We start from the raw sequence: 6453 nt of genomic DNA on the forward strand, positions 1-6453 counted from the left end.
TGGCTTATTTATGGTCGGCTACAAGTGGCAGGGAAGCTTCTTCGGGGCTTGCCTGTCCGTATTCCTTTTTCCAATAGTTTTCTATGTTTTCGAGTGAGCGGCCTTTTGTTTCGGGGATCAGTCGCCAGGTTAACCAGAGTGCCGGAGAGCAGCACAGGGCAAACAGCCAGAATGTCCATGATGAGCCAAGGCCTTCAAGCATCAATGGTGTTAGCTGCCCTACCAGGAAGTTGCCTATCCACAAAGACAAGGTTGCTAATGACATGGCGATGCCGCGTACAGAATTTGGGAAGATCTCGCTTACAATAACCCAGCATACCGGGCCGAACGAGAAAGCGAAACAGGCAATAAATACGAGGATAAAAATGAGTATCCACGGGCCCGAGGTAATATTGAGGGCGAACAGCACGCCGATGATCATCAGCGCGGTAACCGCACCACCCACACCTGCATAAAGCAACGGCCTGCGGCCCCACTTATCAATGGTAAAAATGGCAACAAACGTAAACACTACGTTTACCAAACCTATGGTAACCTGCCCGCCTAAAGCACTGTTGAGCGTGAAGCCGGCCTGCTCCAAAATGCGCGGGCCATAATAGATAACCGCATTAATACCGCAAACCTGTGAAAGGAAGGGTAGCAACAAACCTATCCAAAGCGCTTTGCGATAAACCGGTTTAAATAATTCTTTTAATGACGTATCATCATTATCATCCTGCGCTTTAAATGCCTTTATCTCACTGGTTGCGGCTTCTTCGCCATCAATTTTAATAAGTATGTGCTTCGCTTTTTGCCCCTCGCCCTTCAACAACAACCACCTCGGCGACTCCGGCACTGCAAACAGCGACAGCAGGAAAATACCTGCCGGCAATGCACCCAGGCCCAGCATGGCGCGCCATACTTCTGCAGAAAAAATGGTTTGCATCCCGCTGCCTGTGTAATTATCATGCGTATGTGCGGCCAGGTAGGCATTGGTAAAATAGGCTATCACGATGCCAATGGTTAATGCCAGCTGGTACAGTGACACCATCATTCCACGGTAGCGCGATGGGGAGAACTCTGAGATATATAAGGGCGATACCATAGACGCTACACCTATACCCAAGCCGCCTATTAAACGAAAAACAATAAGAGCGGTAAACGAACCCGACCACATGCACCCCAATGCCGAAGCCAGGAACATGATTGCAGATATAATAAGCACTGGCTTACGCCCGTACTTATCACTTAATTTTCCGGAGAAACTAACGCCGGCTATACAACCCAGCAGGGCGCAGCTAACGAACCATCCCTCGCTTACGGCATCAAGCGAAAAATCTTTCTTTACAAGGCTTACCGTGCCGGATATTACGGCGGTATCAAAGCCGAAAAGGAACCCGCCTAGTGCCGCTACCAGACAAATAAGATACAGGTATGCATTACCCTTCTTTGCTGTTGTATGTTGTGATGTTTTTGCCATGGCGTTATTTTAAAAATGCTTTAACCACTTTTGCCCTGCCGCCGCCGGTGTTTGTGAGTTTGTAAGAACCAGCAGCAGCCGGCACCACGAATGTTTCGGCGTAGGCAAATTGCTTTTTGGTTCCATCCGCAGTTTGCAGCAGAACGGCTTGCCCTTCAACCAGCATCAGTACATGGCAGGTGTCGCCAGTACTCACCTCAACGGTATCATCAAACTCCAGGCGGTGTACATCATAAAAATGATCGGCATGCGTTGGCAGGTGCACCAATTGGTAACCAGGCGCACTTTCAATCACTTTCGGTTTAGAGATCAGTTCCTGTTGAACTTTTTCGCCTTTGCGGGTAAAATCAAGATTGTTAAAAGCGTGATCTATGTTTATAGGGCGCGGTTTTCCATCAAGGTCAAGACGAACCCAGTCGTACATTTTGAAGGTAAAGATGTAAGGCGTTGCGCTGATCTCTAATACCAGGTTGCCTGCACCGGCACTGTGAACCGTCCCGTTAGGGATAAGGAACAGATCGTGCTTTTCGGCAGCATGTACCTGTACATATTTTTCTATGTCAATAGCCTTACCTGTGTCCTGACTGCCATCGAGCGCAGTTCTGAAAGCGGCCGGATCAATATCATCCTGAAAGCCGAGATATACACTTGCGTTTTTATCACAATCGAGGATGTAATAGGTCTCATCCTGTGTAATGTTCTCTCCAAAATTTTCCTGAATGTATTTTAGCCTTGGGTGGCATTGTATAGAAAGGTTGCCACCCTCATAAGTATCCAAGAAATCAAAACGGATGGGAAATTCATCGCCAAAACGTGCTGCATGTTTACCTAAAACATTCTCGTTATTGCTAAACATGATCGTATCGAATGATACTTCAAGCAGGTTACCATCGCTTTCAAACACGAGGCCGTTCTCAGGCACGATCAGTTCGAAAGACCAGGCCAGGTTGACGACCTCTTTGTTCAGCCCGTCTATATGTTCTTTCATCCACTGCCCGCCCCATGCACCCGGTTCAAACCATGGGCGTACACGTAATACCGAGCGACTTAGCTGCTCAAGTCCCGCTTTAAGATCCTGCTGATACATCCAGTTAATGGTCTCAGGCCATTGCGCATCTGCCATTACCGCAATACGGTCGAGTATATTCTTCTTGTGCTGATTAAGCAATACCCAGTCGACAAAATAGAAGCGCTTGTACATGCTGAACGGCTCTGACTGCTCATCGCTGCCTAAATTGTTGATACTCCCAGCGCGCATCCTGAACTGGATCTCGTTCTTAGGCACATCCAGGTAAATAACCGGGGCACTCCAGCCTGCTAAAGCAGCACCAGTACCTAGCACGATGTTGATATCAGACCTTGTATCCGGCGTTTGCTCTTTTAGTGCGGGCTCAAATAAATCAATTAGATCAAGCGTAGTTTTTGTCCCCCAGACAGAATCATTTTCGCCGAGAAAAGGGCCCACCAGCTCATTTATTTCTCCGGCTGGTTTCAGTAAGTCTGCAGTATATATCCAGTTAACACTTAAATTCCTTTCATCAAAGCAATCCTGTAGCCTTTGCTGAATCTTATCCCAGAACACGCCACCAAAACCGTCTATCAAAACAGCTTTGTACCTGATGATATAGGCCGCAAGTGTATCAAAGCCTGCAAATATTTTACCGGTACCCAAAGGTGAAACGGGATAAATATCATATTCACCGATTTTTGCAGCTTGGTTATTCAGATGCGACGGCATTAAGTACTGCTGCGTTTTACGCAATTCAGGATAGGTTGACGTTTGCTGTTTAAGTTCAATTAAATCAGAGATCATATTTTGTAGTAATGTATGTACATATTATATCAATAAGCCGTTACAGCCACTGCCGAAGGCGAGATATAAATTAAAGATTAAATAACTGGTGATTTATAATGTACAAACATATTAACAAAAAATTCATATCCAAATTTATTTGTATAAATATTTTGCGCTTTTAAGGCCGTTTCTTCCAATCCAAGCAGTGTATTTTATACAATATGTACATACATTTGCACAACCTCGTTTTAATACTTATTATTGTATATACAACCGCTATGAAGTATTCTATTGATCACAAAAGTCCTGTTCCTCTTCATGTACAAGCCGAAGAGTTATTGAGAAAGCTAATAAGTCAGGATGAGTATCAAAATGGCAAAGTGTTACCCAATGAGGTTGAATTAGCCAAACTGCTTGCCATCTCACGCACCACATTAAGGCAGGCTATTAATAAACTGGTTTATGAAGGTTTACTGGTGCGAAAAAAACGTGCCGGGACAAAAGTCAATCAATCTACAGTAAGTTCGAAATCAAACAACTGGCTCAGCTTTTCCCAAGAGATGAAGTTGCGCGGTATCAATATCAAAAACTTCGAGCTGCATGTTACCTGGGTTTTTCCAGATGAAATGCTGGCTAACTTTTTTGAAATTAAGACCGACAGGAAAGTACTGAAAATGGAACGCGTACGTGGCAAGAACGACGGGCCGTTCGTGTACTTCATCTCATACTTCCATCCCCGGATCGGCCTTACAGGTGACGAAGATTTTAAACGCCCCTTATATGAATTACTTGAACAGGATTACTCTACCATTGCAAGCTTATCCAAAGAAGAGATCAGTGCTCATGCTGCCGACGAACTGATAGCAGAGAAGCTCCAGATCAAATCCAGCGAACCCGTGTTGTTACGTAAACGTTTTGTTTTTGACCAGGGAGAGCGTCCGATAGAATACAACTTAGGTTATTATAAAGCCGATAGTTTCGTTTATACCGTTGAGAGCCGCCGGTAATAAACTGTAAGGACACCCTCAGCAAACTTATAACGTAATGAAAAATATCCTTACCCTCTTATTATTCTTTTCTTCGATAACAGGCTTTGCTCAGCAACTCTATCACACTGAAAAAGATATTTATTATTATCCGGATTCACTCACAAAGAAAGATCCTTACCAAGCCTCGCAATGCAAACTTGATATTTACTACCCAAAGAATGTCAGGAATTTCAAAACCGTGGTTTGGTTTCACGGCGGAGGTTTGACCGGGGGTGCGAAAGAAATTCCGCAAGCGCTGAAAGATAAAGGTTTTGCGGTGATAGGCGTCGGCTATCGCTTATCACCGAATGTAAAATGTCCTGTATATATAGAGGATGCAGCTGCTGCCGTCGCGTGGGTATTTAAAAATATTGAACGCTTTGGTGGTGATAAGAAACAAATTTATTTGAGTGGCCACTCAGCCGGCGGTTATCTTGCAATGATGGTAACCCTTAACAAAATGTACTTGCAGAAATACGGAATTGATGCAGATCAGATAGCAGAACTTATTCCCTTCAGCGGCCAGTGTATAACGCACTTCACGGTGAGATCTGAAAGAAAAATTAAAGAAACACAAGCGGTTATTGACGAATATGCACCGTTGTACTGGGTACGAAAAGATGCCCCGCCGATGCTCCTGATAACAGGAGATGCAGACCAGGAATTACTCGGCCGGTATGAAGAAAATGCATATATGCTGAGGATGATGAAACTTGCCGGACACAAACATTCACGGCTCTACCAATTACAGGGTTTCGATCACGGAAATATGCCTGAACCGGCATTTCCGCTTTTAATTAAGGAAATAGTATCTCGAAAGTAATAAAGCTTTAAACTCAAAACATAGCCGAATTACTATTTTGAAAATCGTCAAAACTTACGTTTAACATCTAAGTTTTAGTATTTAATGAGCTGTCGCTGTTAAATATGGTTGGTGAGCTCCTCTTAAGAGCATATTAAAATACAGATTTGCAAACCATCAGATAAAAAATTTGAACTGTTGCAAGCTTAGATAGCTTAAAGCCAGAAATGCTTCTAAATCAGGAAACTAAAACCTCTGCCTTTAGAAGGTTTATACATCTCCTGATACTTACTAATTTCATTTTGCAACAGTGAAGTATATTCATTGCGCATAAAGCTGCGAAAGTATTCCGGGTCCTCGGTTTCTTTCGTTTTAACAATTGCTTCAATATATGCAGCTTTGTTTTCACTATGCACAATTGCCAATGGAAGTTCATACCTCGCTTGTATGAAATTCATCATTAATCTGGAAGTTCTGCCATTACCATCATAAAAGGGATGGATCGCTACAAAATGATAATGCGCATCAAATGAGAGATTAAGCTGATGTTCTACGGACAAAGGTTGCTCCATGCCGTTTTTTATCAGTTTTACTAGTTCTGATGTAAGGTATTCGACCTTATCATAATTGGGAAAATATGTGTTGCCGGCTGATACGTTTCCCTTGCGAAATACTCCTGTTGTAGAATCAAGAGTACCGAATATTGTATTATAGATCTTTCCGGTACTTTTCATCACAAGTGCATTGATCTGTTGTAACAGGTCGACACTAACCGGTTTGCCATTTTTTGCTGACTCAAGCGTAAATAATAAAGCAGCATGATGATCTTTGACCATCAGACTTTCTTCCAAAGGTTTTCCGTTAGGCGTACGCCCCTCATTTATGAGCACCTGTGCTTCAACCTCTGTAAGTGTCGAACCCTCAATCCGGGTGGAATGATGGTCAATAGCAATCAGATTGAACTTTTCAAAGTCAATAACGTCCTCCAAATGCAGAGACTTATACTGTTGAATAATAGAGAGAATGTCTGTCGCCACATAACAAAAATAGAGATTAATATGCTCAACAACGAATACAGAAGGATTGTATGCGAGGGAAAGGAATTCTTAAACCCAAAATTCAAAAGTTTCATTCGCATTTTCGGTACGTTTATTTATTGCTCAAACGATTTGGAGTAGTCTTTAAATCCAGTCAAGGTGAATTATCGCTATAGAATAATGATTATTTCGTCGTTTTTTATTTGTATCTTTAATAATCGAGCAAGCTGTTAAAACTATGGGTACCGAGAAGAGTACCATGTGCGTTCAGTATTTGTAACTTACTAATAATAAACATATTGCAAATAGGGTTCGAATCCTGTTGCTCCCAC

General features: G+C 42.9%; 5 protein-coding genes. 2 read left to right on the forward strand and 3 right to left on the reverse strand.

Going from position 1 to position 6453, the window contains the following annotated elements; translation table 11 throughout:
• Window positions 1-4: 4 nt before the first annotated feature.
• Both D0C36_RS24105 and D0C36_RS24110 read right to left on the reverse strand, forming a co-directional pair.
• Window positions 5-1459, reverse strand: a complete 1455-nt coding sequence (locus D0C36_RS24105; protein WP_117394300.1) for a sugar porter family MFS transporter — start codon at window positions 1457-1459, stop codon at window positions 5-7.
• Window positions 1460-1463: 4 nt separating this feature from the next.
• Entirely contained in the window at window positions 1464-3272 is a 1809-nt protein-coding gene (locus D0C36_RS24110) for a class I mannose-6-phosphate isomerase (protein WP_117394301.1), read from the reverse strand.
• Between the two features lie 260 nt (window positions 3273-3532).
• Between D0C36_RS24110 and D0C36_RS24115 the strand changes: the two genes are divergently transcribed.
• Together D0C36_RS24115 and D0C36_RS24120 are read left to right on the forward strand one after the other, a co-directional pair.
• A complete protein-coding gene (locus tag D0C36_RS24115) occupies window positions 3533-4261 on the forward strand; it encodes a GntR family transcriptional regulator (protein ID WP_117394306.1) in 729 nt (242 codons plus the stop codon).
• Between the two features lie 37 nt (window positions 4262-4298).
• Complete coding sequence (locus tag D0C36_RS24120) at window positions 4299-5105, forward strand: alpha/beta hydrolase (protein WP_117394302.1); 807 nt, start codon at window positions 4299-4301, stop codon at window positions 5103-5105.
• A gap of 212 nt (window positions 5106-5317) precedes the next feature.
• Here D0C36_RS24120 and D0C36_RS24125 read toward each other — a convergent pair whose 3' ends face one another.
• Complete coding sequence (locus D0C36_RS24125) at window positions 5318-6121, reverse strand: Fic family protein (RefSeq protein WP_117394303.1); 804 nt, start codon at window positions 6119-6121, stop codon at window positions 5318-5320.
• Window positions 6122-6453: the final 332 nt, after the last annotated feature.

The sequence above is a fragment of the Mucilaginibacter conchicola genome, from assembly GCF_003432115.1.
GTDB classification, from domain to species: domain Bacteria; phylum Bacteroidota; class Bacteroidia; order Sphingobacteriales; family Sphingobacteriaceae; genus Mucilaginibacter; species Mucilaginibacter conchicola.

Coding starts and splice junctions, on each gene's coding strand:
- D0C36_RS24120 (WP_117394302.1), top strand. CDS start 4,299: ATGAAAAATATCCTTACCCTCTTATTATTCTTTTCTTCGATAACAGGC.
- D0C36_RS24115 (WP_117394306.1), top strand. CDS start 3,533: ATGAAGTATTCTATTGATCACAAAAGTCCTGTTCCTCTTCATGTACAA.
- D0C36_RS24105 (WP_117394300.1), bottom strand. CDS start 1,459: ATGGCAAAAACATCACAACATACAACAGCAAAGAAGGGTAATGCATAC.
- D0C36_RS24110 (WP_117394301.1), bottom strand. CDS start 3,272: ATGATCTCTGATTTAATTGAACTTAAACAGCAAACGTCAACCTATCCT.